Genomic DNA, 21,330 nt, shown 5'->3' with positions numbered 1-21,330 from the left:
CGGCTGCTGCACCGCAGCCGCTTGCCCCAAACGGCAGAGCTAGCAGGGGATTGTCTGCTGGAAAAGTACTACCAACAGGCCCTGGAGCAGGGTGGCCGGGTACGGGAACGGCTGCGGGAGGGGGTTGAGGAGTGCATCAGGTTGCTGGCAAATGGGTTCCTGGCCCATCCCAAGAACCAGAGGCTGAGAGCGCGGCTCTTGTCGGATCCCAGGGAGCTCTACCGCCAACTGCTGCGCTTGGTCTACCGGTTCCTGTTCCTCTTGGTTTCCGAAGAGCGGGGGTTGATGAGCAGCGCGGCGCTCTATCGCGAGCACTACAGCGTGACGCGGCTGCGGCGGTTTTTGGATCGGCAAAGTGCCCAAGACGAATACGAGGATCTCTGGTGCAGCTTGCGGGTGCTCTGGAGGGTGCTTTCCCAAGAGGAGCTGGCGGAGCTGCTGGGGGCTGCTCCTCTCAACGGAGAGCTGTTTGCCCCTCTGGAGCTGGATGAGTGCAGCCTGAGCAACCGGGATCTGCTGCAAGCCTTTTCGCACCTAGCCTACTACCGAGAAAACCCCACCTCTCCCCTTCGGCGGGTCAACTACGCGGCGCTGGATGTAGAAGAACTGGGATCCGTTTACGAAAGCCTGCTGGACTACCAGCCCCAGGTTGTCACCTCCCAGGGGGTGCCTCGCTTTGAACTTGGCTACGGCTCAGAGCGCAAGAGCACAGGCTCCTACTACACCCCGCCGGAGCTAGTGGCCGAACTCATCCGCTCGGCGCTGGAGCCAGTGATCGAAGAACGGCTGAAAGCCGCTCGCCCACCTGAGGAAAAAGAGCAAGCGATTTTGTCCATCCGTGTGTGTGATCCCGCCTGCGGATCCGGTCACTTCCTGCTTGCTGCCGCCCGCAGGTTGGGCAAGGAACTGGCAAAGATCCGCACCGGCGAAGAGGAACCCGCCCCCGAGCGTGTCCGCGAGGCCATCCGCGATGTGGTGGCGCACTGCATCTACGGCGTGGACAAAAACCCGCTGGCGGTGGAACTCTGCCGCGTGGCCCTGTGGCTGGAGGCCCACTGCGCCGGCAAGCCCCTCACCTTCCTGGATCACCACATCAAGTGCGGCGATTCGCTGGTGGGTGTCTTGGATTTGGCGATTTTGGAAAAGGGCATCCCCGATGAAGCCTTTACCCCGGTTAGCGCTGACTCCAAGGAGGCTGCCCGCTCGCTAAAGCAGCGCAATCGCACCGAGTGCCAGAGTTTGCAAACAGGGCAGCTTTCCCTTGCTTTTGACACTGACCAGGTGGTGGCTGAGCTTAGCCAGGAGCGACAGAAGCTAGAAGCCATTCCAGACAACTCCCCGGCAGAGGTTAGCCGCAAGCAGCAGCTCTACAGCCGCTACTGCCAAGACCCGCAACACCAAAAGCTAGTGGAAGCCTGCAACCTGTGGACAGCCGCTTTTTTCCAGCCCTTGATCCCTGACTTCTCTAGGGCCATTACCACCCAAGCCGTGGCTGATCGACTGCAGGAGAGAACCCCCTCCCAGGCCCTTGCCACTGCTCAGGCCCTCGCTGTCGAGAATCGGTTTTTCCACTGGCCGCTGGAGTTTCCAGAGGTGTTTGAAAGTGGCGGCTTTGATGTGATCCTCTCCAACCCGCCCTGGGAGCGCATCAAGTTGCAGGAAGAAGAGTTCTTTGCCAGCCGCAATACCGCCATTGCTCGGGCTCCGAATGCCGCCGCCCGTAAACGGCTGATCGCCGACCTACCCAAGACCAACCCCGCCCTCTGGCACGACTACCAGCGTGCCCTGCACGGCGCCGAAAGCACCAGCCGCTTTTTACGGGGCAGTGGTCAATATCCCCTCACCGGCCGCGGCGACATCAACACCTACTCGGTCTTTGCCGAACGGGTGCGTAGCCTGCTCAATATCCGGGGGCGGGCGGGCATCATCATTCCTACCGGCATTGCCACCGACGCCACCAATCAGTTCTTCTTCGCCGATCTGGTAGAACAGGGACAACTGGCCAGTCTGTTCGATTTTGAAAACCGTGAAGCGCTCTTTCCCGGCGTACATCGCAGTTACAAATTCTGCCTGCTCACCCTCACTGGCAGCCGTACCCAGACCGACGCCACCACCTTTACCTTCTTCGCCACCCGTGCCGACCACCTGCGCGACCCGCGTCGGCTCTTTAGCCTAACGCCTCAGGACATTGCCCGCATCAACCCCAACACCCGCACCCTGCCGGTCTTCCGTACCCGGCAAGACGCCGACCTGACCCGCGCCATCTATCAGCGCGTGCCGGTGTTGGTTAACGAACACACGGGAGAAAACTCTTGGGGCGTGCGCTTCATGGCGATGTTCCACATGTCCAACGACTCGCACCTCTTCCGCACCCGTGCAGAGCTGGAAAAGCAAGGTTACCGGCTGGTGGGGAATGTGTTTGTGCCCTCACCCCCTAGCCCCCTCTCCCACGCTGCGGGAGAAGGAGGGTACGAATTACCCAAGGCCAGCCAGGAACTGATTGCCAGGGCGCGGCAGTTGCGTCGCGAGGCGACTGCCGCCGAAAGCCTGCTCTGGGAATTGTTGCGTGACCGTCGGCTGCTAGGCCGAAAATTCCGGCGTCAACATCCGATTGGACAATTCATCGCCGACTTCTTCTGTGACGATGCCCGCCTGATCATTGAGATAGATGGCGCCGTGCACCGCGAACCCACTCAGCAGGAACGCGACCGTTTGCGGGAGACAATCCTGCGCGAACATGGCTTTGCCATGCTGCGCTTTACCAATGAGCAGATATTCGACCACACAGAACAAGTCCTCCAAGAGATTGCTGCCTATGTCACTGCCCATTCCTACGAGCATCCTTCTCCCCTCTCCCAAAGCCTTGGGAGAGGGGCCGGGGGTGAGGGCTACCTCCCCCTCTACGAAGCCAAAATGATCTGGCACTATGACCACCGCTACGGCACCTATGAGGGCGTGCGCGACCGCTCCAGCACCCAACTGCCCACGCCTGATGAGCACCAGCACGCCGACCCGCACTTTGTTGTCCAGCCCTGGTACTGGGTATCTGCGGAAGAAGTCAAAGCCCGCCTGGGCGCGTGGCAACGCGGCTGGCTGCTCGGCTTCCGCAATGTAACCAACGCCACCAACGAACGCAGCGCTGTTTTTGGATTGCTGCCAAAGGCGGGGGTAGGTAATAGCCTGCCCGTGTTGCTTCCATCGAACATATCTGCACCTTTCGTCGCAGGTTTGGTTGCGAATTTCTCAACATTGCCATTTGACTGGGTCGTTCGTCAAAAACTGGCAGGCGTTAACATGAACTTCTTTTACGTCGAGCAACTCCCCGTCCTGCCGCCCGAAGCCTACACCCCCGAAGATTTGCGCTTCATCGTCCCGCGCGTGCTGGAGCTGGTCTACACCTCCTGGGACATGAAACCCTTCGCCGACGACGTATGGCGAGAGGCAGACGAAGGATTGCGGGCTGTGATTAGACCTCACCCCCCGACCCCCTCGCCCGCAGCACTGGGTGAGGGCTTCCCCTTCCCGCCGTTCACCTGGAACGAGGAACGCCGCGCCATCCTCCGCGCTGAACTGGATGCGTACTACGCCCGGCTCTACGGCCTCACCCGCAAGCAACTGCGCTACATCCTCGACCCGGCAGACCTCACCGAACGCGAACTGGAAGACATACTCGACCCGCGGGAAGAGGTGGCAGACCCGCTCGACCCGGCTGGCTACGCCGCTCGCGCTGCTGCTAGCACCTTCCCCGGCGAAACCTTTCGCGTGCTGAAGGAGAAGGAACTGAGTCAGTTCGGCGAATACCGCACGCGGCGGCTGGTGCTGGAGGCGTGGGAGAAGCTGGCGCAGCACTCAATAAAAGCTTAGAATACACATAGATCTGCATTTCTATACACACAAGTGGCTCCTCATGCGCACCAACATCGTCCTGGATGACGACCTGATCGAGCGTGCCCGCCAGGTAACCGGCCTCAAGACCAAGCGCGAGGTGATTCACGAAGCGCTGCGTGTCCTGATTCGCCTACACGAGCAAGCTGAGATCCGCAACTTACGCGGCAAGTTGAAATGGGAGGGCAATTTGCAGCAGCAACGCCTGTCGTGCCTGCAGGACTGAGGATGATCCTGGTGGACAGCACCATCTGGATTGATTACTTCAACGGCATTTCATCGCTTCACACCGACTATCTGGATTGGGCCCTGGATCAAACTCTTATCCTGGTGGGCGACCTGATTTTGGCAGAAGTCTTGCAGGGCTTTCGCAAAGATGCCGATTTCGAGCAGGCTCGCTGTGCTCTGGTGAAATTGCATCAGGTGCAAATGGTTAACCCCTCCCTGGCGGTGAAAAGTGCGCAGAACTTTCGCTTGTTGCGTCGCAAAGGCGTGACGGTGCGCAAAACAATAGACAGTTTGATTGCCACTTGGTGCATTGAGAACAATGTTCCGCTCCTCCACCACGACAGTGACTTCGATGGCTACGAGGCGCATCTAGGATTGCGGGTTATTCGTCCATGAGGCAGAGGTGGCCTTCTGCAGACCAGTTTTCTCTTGACATACCCCCTGCCTAAAGGCAAGGGATTCTGGTTCCTGCATTCGGAGAATGCTGCAGCCGTCGGCGGGTACTGGAGGTGTGGGGGAAGCTGGCGCATTGCCGATCCCACTTCGGAGATATCTTTTTGCCGTTCAGCGGGCCGTAGATCTTGGTGGGTGCGGTTTCAAACACCACTTGCGGCATCTTCAAGCTAGGCTTGAGCTAACCAAGCGGGCCTTAAGGGCAGATTCGATGTCCACCATCTTTGATCTCCACGCCACTGTTCTGGACGACTATCGCGATTTTGTCCGCTCCTTTTTTCTCATTGGCGACCAACGGGCGCAAGCCTTTGTGAATCAAGCTCTAGAGGAAGGGATCCACCTCTGGCCAGAACCCCTCCTCCAGCTCAGCCCTAGTTATGTATCTGGTCCAACCGTTGACGAGTTGGCCGAGGCGGGGCGCATTGCCCAAGAAACAGCCCGCATTTTCCGCTTTGAGGATGGCAGACCCTTCCGCCTCTACCGCCACCAGGAGGAAGCTGTTGCCAAGGCCCTAGCAGGCAAGAGTTTTGTCGTTACCAGCGGCACCGGCTCTGGCAAAAGCCTTTGCTACTTCTTGCCCATCATTGACAACTGGATTCGCCAGGGGGGATCCCTGGGCCAGGTGACGGCCCTGGTGGTCTATCCCATGAACGCCCTGGTTAACTCCCAGTACCAGGCTTTACAGGATCTCCGCCAGCGGTATGAGCGCCGCTACAGTCGCCCCTTTCCGCTGCGCTTTGCCAAATACACCGGCGAAACCGAGGAAAGCGAGCGGGAAAACCTGCGGCGGGATCCACCCCAGCTCCTGCTGACCAACTACGTGATGGCCGAGCTACTGTTGGTGCGCCCCGAAGATCAGCGCTTCCTCAGCCCCAACGGCCTGCGCTTTCTGGTCTTTGACGAGCTGCACACCTACCGGGGTCGGCAGGGGGCCGACGTGGCCATGCTGGTTCGCCGCCTCAAGGGACGCTGCGCCGCCAAGAACCTGGTGCACATTGGCACCAGCGCCACCATGATCTCCCGCCCCGAGGCCAGTGCCCTGGAGCGCCGCCAGACCGTGGCCGACTTCGCCAGCCGCTTCTTTGGCCATCCCTTCACACCGGAGCAGATTATCGAGGAGACCCTGGCCCCTTTGAGCGAAGGCGGCCCGCCTTCACCTGAAGAGCTCAAACCCGCCCTCGATCCCCCCTGGCCCACCGACCTAGCTAGCCTGCGCCGCCACCCCTTGATGCGCTGGCTGGAGTACGAGCTGGGCCTAGAGTTAAGTCCCGACGGCAGCCTCAAGCGCCGCGTGCCCAGGGAGCTCTCCGAGGTGGCCGCCCAACTGGCCCAACTGACCGGCACCGCTAGCGAAAACTGTGCGGCAACGCTGCGCCAGTTCCTTGCCCACGCCAGCAGCCTCAAAGACGACCGCAGCCGAGGAGTGGCCTTCAAGCTGCACCAGTTTATCTCCCAGGGCCGCACCCTCTATGCCACCCTGGAAAGTCGGGACAAGCGGCAGTTTTCCCTGGAAGGACAAGTGCAAGCAGGGGAAGGAAAGCTGTTTTTCCCCGTCAAGTTCTGCCGCCACTGTGGCCAGGACTACTACCACGTCCTCAGGTCAAAGACTCACTTCCTGCCCTATCCTCTGGGGGAAGAGGTTGAGGAAGGCGAAGACCAGCAGGCCGGCTACCTCAGCTTGGATCCTCTTGACAACGAGTGGTCGCTGGAGCAGATCCCGGAAGATTGGTACACCCCTGAAAACCGGCTCAAACCCCACTGGAAAAAGCGCGTCCCCCAAGCAGTTTGGGTGCGCCCGGATGGCTCCTTTTCCGAGTACCCCCAGGCGGAGGCGCAGAAGATGTGGTGGCAGCCCCACCCCTTTTCCCTGTGCCTGGCCTGCGGCGAGTACTACAGTGAGCGGGAGCGGGAGTTCGCCAAGCTGGCTTCCCTCTCCAGCGAAGGCCGCTCCAGCGCCACCACCATCCTTGCCACCTCCCTGCTGCGCCATGCCGAGCAAACCCAGGCCGCTTGCAGCAAGCTGCTGACTTTTACCGACAACCGCCAGGACGCCTCCCTGCAGGCCGGCCACTTCAACGATTTTGTGCATGTGGCCCTTCTGCGGGCCTCGCTCTATGCTGCCCTCCTCAAGAAAAAAGAGCTGGGCTTTGACGAGGTGGCCCAGGAAGTGGTGCGGGCTTCTGGCCTGGAGCTTGCCGACATTGCCCAAAACCCGGCTTTGGATCCCGACTCGCCCAGTGCCGAGGAAGTGTGGCAGACCTTTAGCGAGCTAACCGAATACCGGCTCTATGAAGATCTGCGGCGCGGCTGGCGGGTTACCCACCCCAACTTGGAACAGGTGGGCCTGCTGAAAATCGAGTACCGCGGCCTCGGGGAGCTCTGCCAAAATTCAGCCCTGGCTTCCCTTCACCCCTGGTTTGGCCAAGCAACCGTTGGCGAGCGAGAGGGCCTGCTGCGGGCCGTATTGGATCAGTTTCGGCGGAAATTGGCCATCGATGTCCGTCTGCTCGAGAAAGAACCCCAGAGAACGCTGCGCCGGCGGGCCGAGCAACATCTCAACGAGTTTTGGGGCCTAGAGGAGCATGACGAACTGCGGACGGCTAGCTACTTTGTTCGCCAAAGCTGCGACGGAAAGGACATAACAACTTTCAGCCTGGGCCCCCGCAGCGCTATTGGGCGCTTTCTCATCAAGTATCTCGAGCTGACCAGAGAAGCTTACGACGAGCTTCTGGGATCCCTGCTTTCTCTCCTAGTTAGCTACGACCTGCTGCGGCGCCACTCGGAGAATGGCCAGGAAGCCTACCAGCTCAACGCTGGCTGTCTGCGCTGGTGCCTGGGCGATGGCTCGCCGCCGCCAGATCCTCTGTATTCCCGCCGGGCCGAGCAGAGCGGCTACTCCTCTGCCCGCCGCCCCGTTAATCTCTTTTTCCAGCGCCTCTACCAGGCCGGGGCAGCAGGGCTGGGATCCCTGGAGGCTAGGGAGCACACGGCTCAGGTGGTTCGGCCAGGAGAGCGGGAGCGGCGAGAAAAGCGCTTTCGCGGCGAGGAGAGGGATCGCCGCCTTCCCTACCTAATCTGCTCGCCCACCCTGGAGCTGGGGGTCGATATTGCCGATTTGGATCTGGTGCATCTGCGCAACGTGCCCCCCACACCCGCCAACTACGCCCAGCGCAGCGGTCGGGCAGGCCGCCAGGGGCAGCCGGGACTCATCGTAACGTATTGCAGTGCTTTCAACAGCCACGACCAGTACTACTTCCGCCGCCGCGCCGAGATGGTGGCCGGTCGCGTGCGCCCTCCCCGCCTGGATCTAGCCAACGAATCGCTGCTGCGCGCTCACATCCACGCCGTTTGGTTGGCTCAGGTGCGCCTGCCCCTAGGCAATTCCATTGAAACCGTCATCGACGCGGATCGGGAAGAGCTGCCCCTCAGGGAGACAGTGGCCCAGCAAATCCAACTTGAGGAGTCTGCCCGCCAACAAGTGAAGGAGCAGGTGCAGAAGCTGCTGGCCGCCGATCGCCAACTCCTAGATAAAAGCGGCTGGTTTAGCGAGCGCTGGCTTCAGCAGGTCATTGAAGAGGCACCCCAGGCTTTTGACCGAGCTTTCGATCGCTGGCGAGAGCTCTATCGGGCTGCCACGCAGCAGTTGGAAGCCGCTAACCGCCAGCTCCAGACGACTCGCCAAAAGAAAGACCAACAGGAAGCCGAGCGCCGCCAGCAAGAAGCCCTGCGCCAGCGCAACTTGCTGCTGCAGATTGGAACCCAGCGGGAGGAAAGCGACTTCTATCCCTACCGCTATTTGGCTAGCGAAGGCTTCTTGCCCGGCTACAACTTCCCTGCCTTGCCGGTGCGGGCCTGGGTGCCCCGCGGCAGCGAGGGCGAGTTCATCGCCCGGCCTCGCTTTTTGGCTATCCGCGAGTTTGCTCCCCACAACTTCCTCTACCATGAGGGCTGCCAGTGGGAAGCAGTGGCGTTTCAGGCTCCGCCCGGCGGCCTGGAGGAGCGCAAAAGTAGCCACAAGCTCTGTTTTAGCTGTGGGGCCTTTGCCGATCCCCACCTGGATTGCTGCCCCGTCTGCGGCACCCAGTTCGATGGGCAAAACAGCCTCTTTACCCAGCTTCTGGAAATGCCCAATGTGCGCATGCGGCGGCGGGATCGCATCACAGCTGACGAAGAGGAGCGGCGGCGGCAAGGCTACGAGCTGCAGACCTTCTTCCAGTTTGCTCCCGAAAGCTCTGGCTACCGCGTCCAAGAAGCTGATGTGCTGAGCGGACAAACTCCCCTGCTGCAGTTGCGCTATGCCCCGGCGGCCACCCTGCTACGCATCAACCACGGCTGGCGGGGAAGTGGAGGGCGCGGCTTTTTGGTCAACTTTGAAAATGGGGAAGTTCCCTCGCGAGCTCAGCTTGAGCGGAACAGGGCAGGCTCGTCCAACCCAGTCCCCCTGCAGTCCATTCGCCTGGCGGTGCGCAGTACCCAAAACCTGTTGCTGGTGCGCCTGGTTCAGCCAGGGGTGGAGAATCCGCAGGCCCTGGAGACCACCCTGCGCTATGCCCTCAAGCGAGGGATCGAAGAGACCTTTGAGCTAGAAGAGACAGAGCTGGCCGCCGAGTGCATCGGCCAGGGATCCCATCAGGCCATGCTCTTCTACGAAACAGCAGAAGGGGGCGCTGGCGTCCTGCGGCGCCTGGTGGAAGAGCCCCAGGCTCTAGCGGAAGTGGCCCAAGTGGCGCTGGAGATCTGTCACTTCCAGCTTTCAGAGGCCGGGATCCAAGACCTGCGGCCCGAATGCCGAGCAGCCTGCTACGAATGCCTGCTCAGCTATGCCAACCAACGGGAAGCGCTGCAGCTTGACCGCTATCAGATCCGGGATCTTTTGGGCCTGCTGGCCAACAGCCGCACCGAGCTGCGCTCCCTGGGTCGCTCCCGCCAAGAGCACCTGGAGTGGCTGCGCCAGCTCCTGGACCCTCGCTCTGAACTGGAGCGCCGCTTTCTCGAAACGCTGGCAGCAGGAGGGTATCGGCTGCCTGAGGATGCCCAGAAAGCCATTGCCGATCCCGACTGCGTCGTTGACTTCTTCTACAGCCCCAACATCTGCATCTTCTGCGATGGCCAAGTCCACGACCAGCCTGCCCAAGCGGAACGGGATCGCCAACTGCGCTCGCAGCTGCAGGGACGGGGCTACCGCGTGCTTGTTCTGCGCTACAACCAAGATTTGCAAGAGCAGCTGGCTCGCTACCCAGAAGTATTTGGCAAGGGCAGCTAGTCCTGCTGGTGGGAAAACAGATAAGCTCCCACAAAAGCCAGGATTACCGCCAAGCCGCCCAAAACTCCCACCGTGTACCAGGGAAACTCCGCAAGCGGCTGGTAGGCGGCTGCCCGCATGCCAATGCTGGCGTAGGAAAGGGGCAGGCAATAGACCAGCACCTGCAGGTAGGTCGGCAACTGGGCGGGATCGAAAAAGGTGGCCCCTAGGAAAGACATGGGCGTAATCAAAAAGTTGGTTAGCACGCCCACACTCTCCAGGCTGGGCACCTTCAAGCCAGCAATTACCCCAATGCCGGCAAAGACGGCGCAATCCAAAAGTAGAACCAACAGCGACAAGGGGTGAAGCAGGCCCCAGGCCCCCGTACCCAGCACCCCCACCGCCAACACCCCCAAGGCCGTCAGCAGGCCGCGGGCAATGCCCGCCAGCACCTTGCCCAGATGCAAAGACAAGGGGTGCACCGGCAACAGCAGCAGCTCTTCAAAGCTCTTGGTAAATAGCCGCGATCCACAAATGGAGAAGGTGGTGCCGGCAAAGCTGATGGTCATGGCTGAAAGAGCCACCATCCCCGGCAAGATAAAGCGCAAATAAGAACCTGCCGCCGTGGATCCGGCCACCTCGGCCAAAGCTTCGGCCCGCAGGGATCCCCCTAGGCCCACCCCAAAGGCAACAATGTAGATGAGGGGAGCCACCAGCCCCGAGGCCACCACCTGCCAAACTCGCCCCCGCAGATCCAGCCAGTCGCGCCAGAAGATGGTTAAACTGTCTTCCCAGATTCGCTGATAGGGTAGGGTCAGGGCACGGCTTACCATAGGTTTTCTTCGCTGTATTAGAGGTCTTCTTGTTTTCTGCTGCCGCGGCCGTGGGGAACTGCTTGCTGCTCCCTACTAGTAACCGTAGTAGTTGGAGCGCCGCGACCGCCACCAGGCCACCGGCAGCGCCAATGCCTTGCTGAGAGTGGACACGTAAGCGCGGGTGCGAAAAACCTGGTAGTGGTTGCGCTCGATGGCGTTGAGAATCTGCCGGTAGAGCATCAAGGAAGCGGCTACCGGCCAGCGGGAGTCCGGCTGCAGGGTAGGGATCCCCCGTTCCGCTTGGGCATAGAGCTCTCTAGCCCGCCGGATCTCATAGTCCATCAAAGCCATCCAGCGCTCGTCAATAACATAGTTAAACAGGTCCCGCTCGGAGTAGTTGAAGCGGCGCAGATCTTCCAGGGGGATGTAGATCCGTCCGCGGCGGGCATCTTCCCCCACATCCCGCAAGATGTTGGTGAGCTGCATGGCGATCCCCAGCGCCACCGCCTCCTCGCGGCCATCCCGGCCCGGCACAAACCCCATGATCTCCGAGCACATCAGCCCCACCACCCCGGCCACGCGGTAGCAGTAGACCCGCAGATCTTCCCAGGTGGCGTAGCGCTGGGTATCCAAGTCCATGCTCTGCCCCCGCAGCATCTCGCGAAACGGCTCGATGGAAAGGCGGTAGGTGCGGATGGTGTGGATCAAAGCGAGGTCCGTGGGGACTTGCGGCTCGCCTCCCTGGAAGAGCGACTCCAGATGGGATCCCCACTGCTCCAGCTTGCTGCGGGTGACCTCCACCTCTGCCTGGCTGGCTTCCAGTCCATCCAGCAACTCATCGGTTTGCCGCAGCCAAGCGTAGATGGCCCAGATGGCCCGCCGTTTGGACTGGGGCAAGAGCAGGGATCCCAGGTAGAAAGTCTTAGCGTGCTTGGCCGTAATCTGGCGACAGAGGGCAAAAGATTGCTCAAGCGGACTCATCTGGCTGATCTCCAGGGGCGCAGGGCCAGGATAGAGAAGGAAGAGGAACGGCGAGGGCACATATCAACACTACGGGAAAGCGGACGCCGCGGATAGCCTAGAAGAGGTTGTGGGGAAAAGAAAGATTCAAAAGGCATAGGAGGCGGACGGCGGAGAGCTAGACCCCCGCAGCTGCCAGAGTTGAGGCCGAGACAGAAGCGCGTTGAAATGGGATCCCCTTGTTGATGGCCTCCGCCGCCCACTTGCCGGAGAGGATGGCCCCCTCCATGCTGCCCAGGAAGGGCTGTAGGGTGTAGCTGCCCGCCAAGAAGAAGTTGGGAATAGGGGTAACTTGAGTGGGGCGATACTGCTGTCTGCCAGGGGTAGCCTTGTAAACCGAGCGCGGCGTTTTCACCACCACCCACTTGCGCACGCGGGCGGGGTTGGGGCCGGTAAGGTGCTGGGGAAAGAGTTTTTTCAACTCCTCCAGCGTGGCGGCCAAGATCTCCTCGTCGCTGCGTTCAATCCACTCGGCGGCAGGGGCCAGCACCAGTTCCAACATCGATCGCTCCGGATCGGCGTAGGCACGGCAGGTGTTGCTCATGTCGGCGTACACGCTCAACAGCGGCGAGCGGGAAAACAGGGAGTGATCGATGTGGGTGAGCTTGCGGTCAAACCAGATCTGCAGGCTGATCACCGGCACCCCTTCCAGTTCCTGGAGCTGCTGAAAATAGGGGATCCCTTGCCATTGGGGCGGCAACAGCTCCTTGAGGGCATCCACCGAAAGGGCCGAGACATAGGCATCGGCAGTAACCTCCACCGGCCCAGAGGGGGTGGCCAAGCGAAACCCGGCCACGCTGCCGTCAGGGTTGAGACGAATGTCCTGCAACGCCGCGTTTAGATGAACCTCCCCCCCACGGGCCACAATGTAGTCCACCATCGGCTGACACAACCGCTCTGGGGGAGCGCCGTCTAGGTAGGCAATTTTGGAGCCATCCTTCTGCTGCAAAAAGCGGTTCAGGGCGGTCAGGGGCACCATCGCCGAGATCTCCTCCGGGTTGATGAAAGCCAGGGCTTTGGAAACGGCGATGAAAATATCGGTGTTGACCCGCTCATCGATGCCCTGTCGCCGCAGCCATTCCAAGAGGCTGTAACGATCCATCTGCTCCACATAGCGCTGGCCGCGAATCATGGCCGGCACCAGCCCCAGGGCAAACTTCACCTTTTCCCCCCAGGTGAGCATGTCGTTGTTGCGCAAGATGCCGACAATGGCGTTGAAAGGAGCGGGAATATCCGGCAGGTCAAAGCGGGAATAGGTGCCCGGCTTGTCCGGCTGGTTGAAAATCAAGCTGTGTTCCTTCCACTGCAGGCGATCGGAGATGCCCAGCTCCCGGAACAGCTGCAACGTGTTGGGGTAGGCGCCAAAAAAGTTGTGCAGCCCCGTCTCGATCCAGTCGCCGTCGGCATCTTTCCAGGCAGCCACCAGGCCACCCAAAACATCCCGCCGCTCAAAGAGGAGCGGTTGATGCCCGGCATCGCAGAGATACTTGGCACAGGCCAGCCCGGCCAGCCCGCCACCAGCAATGGCAACACGCATGAGGGTAACGACAAAGCAACATTTTTATTCTATTTGCAAACCGTTACAATTGCCGGGGCCAAGGGGCAGACGGAAGGCCGACCCAGCAAAAGCAGCGGAACAAGGGGATCCCGAAGCCCATCTGTCTCACTGCCGGGATCCCAATCGCTGGTAGGATACATACGGAAGAAAAAATAAAGATTTTCTGCAGTCCGGGGGAAAACAACGATGGCCAAACAAACACTGGGATCCCTGCTGTCATCTGGCTTTGATTTAAACGGCAAGCGCGTGCTGGTGCGCGCCGACTTCAACGTCCCGTTGGATCCCCAGGGCAACATCACCGACGACACCCGCATTCGCGCCTCCCTGCCCACCATCCAGGCCCTCACCCAGGCAGGCGCCAAAGTGATCCTCACCAGCCACCTGGGCCGCCCCGTCAAGAAGGACAAAGAGACAGGCGCGGTTAAGATCGCTCGCGAGGGCAATAGCCTAGCCCCCGTGGCCACCCGTCTTTCTCAGTTGCTGGGCCAGCCGGTCGCCTTTGCCCCCGACTGCATCGGCCCTGAGGCCGAGGCGGTAGTGAACCGCCTGGAAAACGGCCAGGTGGCCCTGCTGGAAAACGTCCGCTTCTACCCAGAAGAGGAAGACAACGACCCGGAATTTGCCCGCAAGTTGGCCTCACTGGCGGACTTGTTCGTCAACGACGCCTTTGGCAGTGCCCACCGCGCCCACGCCTCCACTGCCGGCGTCACCGCCTACCTCCAGCCTGCTGTGGCCGGCTACCTGGTGGAAAAGGAGCTGCAGTTTCTTTCGGGCGCCATCGAGAATCCGCGGCGCCCCTTGGCGGCCATCATCGGCGGCTCCAAAGTCTCCACTAAGATCGGCGTCATTGAGCGGCTCCTGGAAAAAGTGGACAAGCTCCTGCTGGGCGGCGGCATGATCTTTACCTTTTACCAAGCCCAAGGGATCCAAACCGGCAAGTCTTTGGTGGAAACCGACAAGCTGGATCTGGCCCGCTCCCTGATGGAAAAAGCCAAAGAGCGGGGGGTGGAGCTGCTGCTGCCGGTGGATGTGGTGGTAGCCGATAGGTTTGACAAAGATGCCCAGGCCCAGACCGTTTCCATCCACGCCATCCCCGAGGATTGGATGGGCTTGGACATCGGCCCGGAATCGATCAAAGCCTTCCAGGCTGCCCTGCAGGGGTGCCAAACCGTGGTCTGGAACGGGCCGATGGGCGTCTTTGAGTTTGACCGCTTTGCCGTGGGCACAGAAGCCATCGCCCGCACCCTGGCCAATCTCACTCAAGCGGGAACCACCACCATCATCGGCGGGGGAGACTCGGTGGCTGCCGTGGAAAAAGTGGGCCTGGCCGACAAAATGACCCATATCTCCACCGGTGGCGGAGCCAGCCTGGAGCTATTGGAAGGGAAGGTGCTGCCCGGCATTGCCGCTCTCACAGAAGCGTAGGTTCCTCCTTCGGGTCGCAGCCCCTCCAATCCAAAAACCAAGCCAAAAAGTAGGGGCTGGATTCAGCCCCTCCTAACTTTAGTCGGTGTAGATCGCTGCAGCGATGGCGAGACAGGATCCGGTTTAGTGCACCACCACTTTAACGTTGGCGTTGTTCAGGCCAGGACGCTTCACCTCGGCCAAGGTCTTGTTGACGGCGTACTTTTGGTTGATGGAGTTGATCAACTCGGTTTGGTTGTGCTTCTTGGCCACGCCCCACAGATCGGCGATCAGGTCGTAGGAACCGTCGGGATTCTTCGACCAGCCCAGGTCGTAGTCGCCTTCCAACTGAGCCACGATGTCAGCGCGAACACGCTGGCCGTTGTAGCCACGCACGTCGGCGTTCAGCTTAACGGTGTAGCCGAGATCGCGCAGAGAGTTGATCAGGACTTGACCGTCAGTGATTTTGGTACGCAGGGTGCTAAAATGAGACATGGTGTTTCTCTCCTTTGTATAGGGGTTGGAACATCGACACAAACAATGGGCACTGTTCTTTGGGGAAGGTTTGGGCCCTGCCGTCCCTGCTTCTGTCAAGGTAGCTTTGGATCCTCACCTCCTCCTAGAACTCCAGCCGCTGGTACTCGGCTACAGAGGCCGCTGCAGGCCGAGCCCGCTGCTGGGCCCATTCCCTCAACGCTACCACTTGCTCCGTCATGGTGCGAGATAGCGGTTGAGTTGCTTTCGTTGCTGCCAAAATGTCCAGTTGGGTAAATTCGCGGTTCTGGGCAAACGCTTCGTACATGGCAGCAATCAAAACTTGTTCGATCTCTGCGCCGGAGAAGCCTTCACAGGCGGCAGCTAGCTGGCGCAGGTCAAAGCGGCTGATATCGCGCCGCCGCTTCTGCAGGTGGATCCGAAAGATCTCGATGCGCTCGTTGATGTTGGGCAAGTCCACGAAGAAGATTTCGTCAAAACGGCCCTTGCGCAAGAATTCGCCCGGCAGACGGTCCACACGGTTGGCCGTGGCCATGACAAAGACCGGCGAGCGCTTCTCCTGCATCCAGGTCAGGAAGGAGCCAAAGATGCGGCTGGAGGTGCCCCCGTCAGAATCGCTGGAGCCTGCTGATCCAGCAAAGGCTTTGTCCAGCTCGTCGATGAAAAGGATGGCAGGGGCGAGAGATTCAGCAGTTCGCAGGGCACTGCGCAGATTCGCTTCCGATTTGCCCACCATGGAGCCATCATAAACGCGGCCCATGTCCAGACGCAGCAGGGGCAGGCCCCAGAGACGGGCAGTGGTCTTGGCGATCAGCGACTTACCGCAGCCAGGCACGCCCAGGATCAGCATACCCTTGGGTTGAGGCAGTCCATAGGCGCGGGCCCGCTCAGTGAAGGCCTCAGAACGTTGCAGCAACCAGCGCTTCAGTTCTTCCAGACCGCCCACGGCGTCGATGGTCTCATCCTCTTCGATAAACTCGAGAATGCCGTTGCGCCGGATCAGTTGCTTCTTCTCAGAGAGGATGATGTCTACTTCTGCCTCGGTGAGGCGACCATGCATCACCACAGCCTTGCGGTAGACTTTTTCTGCCTCGTCCTGCGTTAGGCCCAGGGCCGCCTTGAGCAACTTTTCGCGGGTATCAGGAGCCAAAGGCAGGGAGCGCGGGATCTGCTCCAGCTGGCGGTTGAGGGCGCGCTCCAATGTGGCCATGTCCGGCAGGGGGAAGTCCACTACGCAAATGTCTTTCTCCAGCTCGACCGGGATCACCTGCACCGGCGACATGAGCAGGATGGTTTTGTGGGATCCCTTCAGGCTGGCAATAGCATCCCGCAGCCAGCGCTTCACCTCGGTGTTGTCCAAGAAGTCATGTAGGTCTTTGAAGACGCAGATGGCGGGATCCTTTTGCTCCATTACCCACTGGATGGCGGGCTGGGGGGATTGGGTGTTGTGCTGGGTGAGGCTGCGGGGGTTGCCGTATTCGACGATGCCGTGGGTAACTGTCCAAATGAATAGGCGACGCTGAGGCTTAAGGGTGCGGGCAATTGCTGCCAGAGCCGCTTCTGCCCGTTCCTCCTCTGGAGTCAGCAGGTACAGCAGTGGGTATTGAGCTTGAATGAGGATGCTTAGCTCTTGCATGGGAAACACCAACTGCAGAGGGGAAATTTCAGGAGCCGCCAGAACGGTTGAAAAATGGGGTTCGAGTTGCCTAGGTATTGGATTGCACTTGGGAGTACGCCCTTGTTGGATGGATTTTGAGAGGATTTTAGAAGCCTTCTGTGTTGCTGTCTGCTCCTATCAGCTCAAGTTCCTGAAGGGGGCCCGCTTAGGAGCGTTCTAGCAGGGTACCAGAGCATCCTGCCGTTGCTCTTCCGAGCCAGCAGCCGATCCCCAGTATTCTGGCTCCACCTCTTCAAGGATGGCTTCGGCAGCCGATGTCTGGTGCAGGGAAACCACCTCTCCATCGCGGATAACAAATGGGTGACTACACTTGGGACATTGATGGACACGATAGGCGCTACCTTGTACCCCTTCAATGACCTCTGGGTGAAGCAGATAGAAGGTAATGGCCTTCTCTGCCACTGCCGACATCGGCTCCCGCTCCACGGCAGCCCGAATCTTCAGATTCCGGTGCAGCTCAGGTGAGAGATACAGGGTCACCTTCTGCTTGGACTCTGTGCCTTCCACTACCTCTGGCCGATGATTCATGGCTAACCGCTTTCTTTGAATTGCTTGCCAAACTTGGGGCCTATCATAGCCAGTCTGCCGGCTTGACGGCAAGTTTTTAACAATCTGTAACAAACAATTTTCTTGATGGCCCTCTGTGGATACCTGCGGCTGGGGGAGTAGGCTAGGTGGAAGACAAGGAGCGGAATGTCCAATCCCTATGGAACGCTTGATCAACACCCTCAGCAAAAATTTCTCTAGCTGGGGCCGCCGTGCCCTGGTGCAGGCCAGCGATGGTTTGGCCAGCTTGAGAGACACTGCCGTGGATAACGGCAATCTGTTACTCTGCAAGGCTCGCATCGCGTTTGCGGATGCCAGCTTCACCACCCTAAAGGCAATTCGGTCTCGCTTTGGCGCCAGTCGCTGACGGTTGGGCAGAAGCACCCTGCTAGCCGCCCAGATCTTGCAGCCGATAGAGGCTGGCATAGAGCCCGCTGAGGGCCATGAGCTCGGCATGGGATCCCTGCTCTTTGAGTTCCCCCCGCTGCAGAACCAAGATGCGATCCACATCGCGGATGGTGGAAAGGCGGTGGGCGATGATCAGGGCGGTGCGATCCCGCAGCAGGGTGTCTAGAGCGGATTGCAGGAGGGCTTCGGTGCCCACATCCAGGCTGGCGGTGGCTTCGTCCAAAACCAAGATTTTGGGATCCCGCCACATGGCCCGCACAAAGCTGATAAGCTGTTTCTGGCCGCTGGAGAGGTTGCTGCCCCGCTCTCGCACAGGGGTGGCGTAGCCTTGGGGCAAATTGCGGAGGAAGTCATGCAGGTTGAGTTGGCGGGCGACCTGCTCCACTGCCGCTAGATCTGCCTTCTCTCCTAGGGTGATGTTTTGCTGGATATCCCCGGAAAATAAGAATCCATCCTGCAGAATTACCCCCAGGTGGCGGTGCAGCTCGGCTTGGGGGAGATCGCGAATATCGACACCGTCGATGCGAATGGAGCCGTGGGTTACGTCATAGAGGCGGCAGAGCAAGCGAATGATGGAGCTTTTCCCGGCTCCCGTGGGCCCCACCAGGGCCACTTTTTCTCCGGGGCGGATGGTGAAGGTGAGGTCTTTGAGCACCCACTCCCCGGGGTTGTAGGCAAACCAGACGTGCTCGAACTGCACCTCTCCTCTGGCATTGGGGGGCAAGTTGCGGGGCTGAGCGGGATCCCGGATGGCGACCGGCAGGCTGAGGATGGCATCGATGCGCTCGACGGCGGTGAACCCCGCCTGCAGGGCGGTGAACTTTTCCGCCAACTGCCGCAGCGGGTTGAAAAACCGTTGCGAAAAGAGAATAAAGGCGTAGAGGCTGCCAAAGGTGAGGGGTTCCCCGGGCAGGGGCAGGGATCCCGTCCATCCCCCTCCAAGTGAGCCCCTACCGGCTGACATCACCTGCTGCCCGCCCACCCAGAGCAAAGCCGCCACGGCCAGCCAAGACACCCACTCCAAAACGGCAGAAAGGGCAGAATCATAAAGGATGGTTTGATCCACTTCCCGGATGTAGCGGCGGTTCATGGTTTGAAAAATCTCGCTATTGAGCCGCTCCCGCCGAAACAGTTGCACCACGGTAATGCCCAAGATGTTCTCCTGGATCCAGGAGTTCAGTTTGGAGAGTTCTTCTCGCACGCGAAAGTTGGCATCCCGAAAGCGGCGCTGCAACTCGAGGACAACGGCGCTGATGGGCAGGACGATGAGGATTAGCAGCAAGCCCAGATCCCAGCGTTGGCTGAGCATGACCACCGCGATCACCCCCAGGGTAAACAGGTCGCTGACAATGCCGACGGCACCGGTGGAAAAGACATCCCCCAAGGCTTCCACGTCGCTGGTGATGCGGGTGATCAGCTTGCCCACCGGGGTGCGGTCGAAAAACTGAGCCGGCAAGGCCAGAATGTGGGCGAAGAGATCGTCGCGGATGTCGCGAGTCATCAATTGCCCCAGCTTTTGGCTGACATACCCTTCCAGGGCTTGGAAGAGCCAGCGAACCAGTACCGTTAGGATCAACAGCCCCACATAGGGCCAAAGGTCGGAGAGGATCCCGGCCTCACCTCGTTCCAGCGCTCGGGCAATGGGGCCATCCAGAGCCCGCTGCAGAATCAAGGGCTGCACCGCATCCGCCAGCGCCAAGGGAGGCAGAAAGGCCAAGGCGGCCAACAGTAGCTTCAGGTGCCGACGGGCGTAGGGCCAGAGGAGCCGCAGCAGCCGCCAATCGCTGGCTCGCCGCGGGCGGGGATCCCTACTTAAATCGGTATCGGGGGGAGAGGCGGCAAGGCTCACAGGCTTACACCCGAGAACAACAAAGACAACTCATAGAGAGCACTGATCTACTCTAAGCGCTCTCCCTGAGGGAGAGGGAGTTTGGGATCCGCAAGGGTTTCCTCGCCACTGGGAATGGCTATAGCTGCACCCCTAATGGCTCTGGGACGGACGGAAAACTGGCCGCTTCAGGAGCTTCTGGCCGCTCGGTTCGGGCAGGCTGTAGGCAGCTTGATGAGGAGAAACCGGCAATGTCTTACTCAACCTCTTACTCCGTGTCTTACTCGAAAATCTTTTTCCCAGTTTGGGTGGCGGGGCTGCTGTTGTTGATCGGCGGCGGGATCCTGTTTGTCCTGCTGCGGGCTTTTGGGCTACCCATTGGGGAGCTGGCCGATTGGGCCATTGGGATCGCCAGCTTTTGGTGGCTGGTGGTGATCGTCACCCTTCCCTGGAACCTCTACTTTCAGGCCAAGGCCGTTCAGCAGGAGGCGGTCGTGTCTCAGGAACGAGGGATCCCGGTGGAAGATTCGACGTTTGCCTTCCTGCAAAAGCTCAGCCGCTGGTCGTTGCGCATAGCCATTGCCCTGCATGGGCTGTCGGCTCTGGCTTTCTATGGCTTGGCCGCTGGGCAAGTCACCCCCATTGGCTACCCCAGCGCCGTGGCTGCGGTGTTGTTAACGGCTCTGCGCCCGGCCATCCGGGGCTACGAGTATTTGGCCGACCGCTTGGCCCAGTTGCAAGGGCAAATCCAGATCCCTCGCGAAGATGCCATCGAGTTGGCCGAGCGGATAAAGCAGTTGACACGCCAAGTCGAGCAGTTGCAGGAGCAATGGGATCCCGGCAAGCCCGGTTCTTGGGCCCAACAGGAGGAAGAAACCCGGCGCTACCTGCGTCAGGAGCTGGCCGCGCTCAAAGCCCAACTGGAACAGTTGCGGGCCAGCAACGAGCTGGAGCACAGGCAATTGCGCCAGGAGACCCACCAAGCTGTGGCTCAGCTCAGTGTGGATAGCCAATTTCTCGGCCATGTGCGGGAGATTCTTCGCTTTATCAAGGAAGCTTAGCGGGATCCGTTGTTCAGTCCTTCCAACTGAGCGGAAAACTGAGAAGGAACCAGCTTGGTGCCCACGCCGGCATCGGTCAGCAGCTCCAGCAATAGGGAATGAGGGGATCCCCCATCCAGAATGTGGGCCGCCCGCACCCCTTGTGCCAGGGCGCGAATGCAACACTGCACCTTCGGGATCATGCCGCCCTTGACGACACCGGCTTGGATCAACTGGCGAGCCGTCTCGATATCCAGCAACGTAATCAGAGAGCTGCGATCCTGAGGATCTTTGAGAATGCCAGGGGTGTCGGTGAGCAAAATCAGCTTTTCTGCCCCCAGAGCAGCCGCCAGTTCTCCCGCCACCGTATCGGCGTTGATGTTGTAGGCTTGGCCTGTCTCATCGGCAGCCACACTGGAGATCACCGGAATCTGTCCACCTTCCAACAGGGTTTGCAGCAACTGGGGGTTGATGCTGCTCACTTCCCCAACAAAGCCGATCTCTGCCCGGCCCTGGGATCGCGCCTTGATCAAGTTGCCATCCCGCCCGCACAGCCCCACCGCCGATCCGCCGGCCAAGCTGATGAGCTGCACGATCTGCTTATTAACCTTGCCCACCAACACCATCTCCACTACTTCCATGGTGGCGGCATCGGTAACCCGCAAGCCATCCACAAACTTGAAGGGAATGTCCAGTTTTTGTAGCCAACTGTTGATCTCCGGCCCCCCCC

At 60.1% G+C, this 21,330-nt stretch carries 15 protein-coding genes; 7 read left to right on the top strand and 8 right to left on the bottom strand.

All coding sequences use genetic code 11. The features are described from left to right. Window positions 1–21 precede the first annotated feature (21 nt). The 4 genes from NW818_RS00835 (at window position 22) to NW818_RS00820 (ending at window position 9,829) form a co-directional block, all read left to right on the top strand. A complete protein-coding gene (locus tag NW818_RS00835) occupies window positions 22–3,864 on the top strand; it encodes a DUF559 domain-containing protein (protein WP_414423574.1) in 3,843 nt (1,280 codons plus the stop codon). Window positions 3,865–3,907: 43 nt separating this feature from the next. Continuing rightward, on the top strand, window positions 3,908–4,111 hold the full coding sequence (locus NW818_RS00830) for a type II toxin-antitoxin system VapB family antitoxin (protein ID WP_011433302.1): 204 nt from the start codon (window positions 3,908–3,910) through the stop codon (window positions 4,109–4,111). A 2-nt stretch (window positions 4,112–4,113) separates the two neighbouring features. Further along, window positions 4,114–4,509, top strand: a complete 396-nt coding sequence (locus tag NW818_RS00825; RefSeq protein WP_011433301.1) for a PIN domain nuclease — start codon at window positions 4,114–4,116, stop codon at window positions 4,507–4,509. A gap of 268 nt (window positions 4,510–4,777) precedes the next feature. Then, window positions 4,778–9,829, top strand: coding sequence for a DEAD/DEAH box helicase (locus NW818_RS00820; RefSeq protein WP_414423573.1), 5,052 nt, complete (start codon window positions 4,778–4,780; stop codon window positions 9,827–9,829). Here the strand turns inward: NW818_RS00820 and NW818_RS00815 are convergent. The 3 genes from NW818_RS00815 to pds all read right to left on the bottom strand — a co-directional run bounded on the left by NW818_RS00815 (window position 9,826) and on the right by pds (window position 13,180). Then, window positions 9,826–10,641 (bottom strand): ABC transporter permease, encoded by an 816-nt coding sequence (locus NW818_RS00815; RefSeq protein ID WP_414342371.1) that lies wholly within the window; start codon window positions 10,639–10,641, stop codon window positions 9,826–9,828. The genes NW818_RS00820 and NW818_RS00815 overlap by 4 nt on opposite strands. A 75-nt stretch (window positions 10,642–10,716) precedes the next feature. Next, the gene (locus NW818_RS00810) at window positions 10,717–11,604 is read right to left on the bottom strand and encodes a phytoene synthase (protein WP_414350814.1); all 888 of its coding nucleotides are present in this window, start codon (window positions 11,602–11,604) and stop codon (window positions 10,717–10,719) included. 157 nt (window positions 11,605–11,761) lie between these two features. Next, window positions 11,762–13,180, bottom strand: coding sequence for a 15-cis-phytoene desaturase (gene pds, locus NW818_RS00805; protein WP_414423572.1), 1,419 nt, complete (start codon window positions 13,178–13,180; stop codon window positions 11,762–11,764). 207 nt (window positions 13,181–13,387) lie between these two features. Between pds and NW818_RS00800 the strand changes: the two genes are divergently transcribed. Further along, window positions 13,388–14,626: a phosphoglycerate kinase gene (locus NW818_RS00800; protein ID WP_414423571.1), complete on the top strand. Its 1,239-nt coding sequence runs from the start codon at window positions 13,388–13,390 to the stop codon at window positions 14,624–14,626. 123 nt (window positions 14,627–14,749) lie between these two features. On the opposite strand, the gene NW818_RS00795 is transcribed toward NW818_RS00800, so the two are convergent. From NW818_RS00795 to NW818_RS00785, 3 genes are all read right to left on the bottom strand, one after another. Beyond that, the gene (locus NW818_RS00795; RefSeq protein WP_011433295.1) at window positions 14,750–15,100 is read right to left on the bottom strand and encodes a DUF1257 domain-containing protein; all 351 of its coding nucleotides are present in this window, start codon (window positions 15,098–15,100) and stop codon (window positions 14,750–14,752) included. Window positions 15,101–15,224: 124 nt separating this feature from the next. Then, on the bottom strand, window positions 15,225–16,736 hold the full coding sequence (locus tag NW818_RS00790) for an AAA family ATPase (RefSeq protein ID WP_414350810.1): 1,512 nt from the start codon (window positions 16,734–16,736) through the stop codon (window positions 15,225–15,227). 198 nt (window positions 16,737–16,934) lie between these two features. Next, window positions 16,935–17,306, bottom strand: a complete 372-nt coding sequence (locus NW818_RS00785; protein ID WP_041436554.1) for a hypothetical protein — start codon at window positions 17,304–17,306, stop codon at window positions 16,935–16,937. A 178-nt stretch (window positions 17,307–17,484) separates the two neighbouring features. On the opposite strand from NW818_RS00785, the gene NW818_RS00780 reads away from it, so the two are divergent. After that, a complete protein-coding gene (locus NW818_RS00780) occupies window positions 17,485–17,691 on the top strand; it encodes a hypothetical protein (protein WP_041436551.1) in 207 nt (68 codons plus the stop codon). A gap of 21 nt (window positions 17,692–17,712) precedes the next feature. Here NW818_RS00780 and NW818_RS00775 read toward each other — a convergent pair whose 3' ends face one another. Beyond that, on the bottom strand, window positions 17,713–19,581 hold the full coding sequence (locus tag NW818_RS00775; protein ID WP_414423570.1) for an ABC transporter ATP-binding protein: 1,869 nt from the start codon (window positions 19,579–19,581) through the stop codon (window positions 17,713–17,715). A gap of 230 nt (window positions 19,582–19,811) precedes the next feature. On the opposite strand from NW818_RS00775, the gene NW818_RS00770 reads away from it, so the two are divergent. Next, window positions 19,812–20,621, top strand: a complete 810-nt coding sequence (locus NW818_RS00770) for a hypothetical protein (RefSeq protein ID WP_414423569.1) — start codon at window positions 19,812–19,814, stop codon at window positions 20,619–20,621. Here NW818_RS00770 and argB read toward each other — a convergent pair. Further along, window positions 20,618–21,330: acetylglutamate kinase (argB, locus tag NW818_RS00765; RefSeq protein ID WP_414423568.1), on the bottom strand; the 713-nt coding region annotated here is incomplete at its 5' end. The genes NW818_RS00770 and argB overlap by 4 nt on opposite strands.

This window comes from Synechococcus sp. R6-5, assembly GCF_047461775.1.
Taxonomy (GTDB): Bacteria; Cyanobacteriota; Cyanobacteriia; order Thermostichales; family Thermostichaceae; genus Thermostichus.
The sequence above is the reverse complement of the archived record's forward strand: the minus strand, read 5'-3'. Positions and strand labels throughout refer to the sequence as shown.